The sequence below is a fragment of the Pseudomonas sp. C6002 genome, assembly GCF_013385805.1.
In the GTDB taxonomy this organism is placed as follows: Bacteria; Pseudomonadota; Gammaproteobacteria; order Pseudomonadales; family Pseudomonadaceae; genus Aquipseudomonas.
On the sequence record NZ_JACAPH010000057.1, the window covers coordinates 528 to 1,681 of the forward strand.

Here is a 1,154-nt window from a genome sequence, read left to right on the forward strand (position 1 = left end):
TGGATCCTTCGAACCTCGCCTACGTGATCTACACCTCCGGTTCCACCGGCAACCCCAAAGGCACCTTGCTTGCGCACCACAACATCCTGCGTCTGTTCGCGGCCACTGAACCGTGGTTCGGTTTCGGCCCGCAGGACGTCTGGAGCCTGTTTCACTCCTATGCTTTCGACTTCTCGGTCTGGGAAATTTTCGGCGCACTGCTGCACGGTGGCGAGCTGCTGATCGTGCCGTACGACGTCAGCCGCTCGCCCCAGGAATTCCTCGACCTGTTGTGCGACGCGGGCGTCACGGTGCTCAACCAGACGCCGTCGGCGTTCAAGCAGTTGATGCACGTGGCTTGTACCGACTCCCGGGCCAATGCCCTGCGCTACGTGGTATTCGGCGGCGAGGCGCTGGACGTCAAGAGCCTGCGCCCATGGTTCGAACGGTTTGGCGACAGCGCGCCACAGCTGATCAACATGTACGGCATCACCGAAACCACGGTGCACGTCACCTACCGTCCGCTGTCGGTGGCTGATCTCGAGCTGGACGCCAGCAGCCCGATTGGCGAACCGATAGCCGACCTGTCGTGGTACCTGCTCGACGGTGAACTGAACCCGGTGGCCAAAGGCTGCATCGGTGAGCTGTATGTTGGCCGTGCCGGCCTGGCCCGGGGCTACCTGAAGCGTGGCGACCTGACGGCACTGCGTTTTATTCCCGACCCGTTCGGCGAAAGCGGTGCGCGGTTGTACCGCACCGGTGACCTGGCGCAATACCGCAGCGACGGGGTGATCGAGTACATCGGCCGGATTGACCATCAGGTGAAAATCCGTGGCTTCCGTATCGAACTGGGTGAAATTGAAGCGCGCCTGAACGCCCTGGCGGCGGTGCGCGAAGCCGTGGTGTTGGCCCAGGAAGGGCTGAACGGCCAGCAATTGGTGGCTTACGTGATCCCGGCGCAAGGCGCCGAGGATGCAGGCGCCCTCAAGGCGCAGTTGAAAGCGGACCTGCCGGACTACATGGTGCCGACGCACCTGCTGTTCCTGAATGAATGGCCACTGACCGCCAACGGCAAGCTCGACCGCAAGGCCCTGCCGCAGCCGGACGCAAGCCAGGTACAGCACGAATACGTGGCGCCGCAAAGCGCGCTGGAACAGCAAATCGCAACCGTCTGG

1 protein-coding gene is annotated in these 1,154 nt (G+C 63.1%); it reads left to right on the forward strand.

All coding sequences use genetic code 11. The features are described 5' to 3' along the window. Positions 1-1,154, forward strand: a 1,154-nt coding sequence (locus HX817_RS31115; RefSeq protein WP_256348856.1) for an amino acid adenylation domain-containing protein, incomplete at both ends; no start/stop codon positions are given.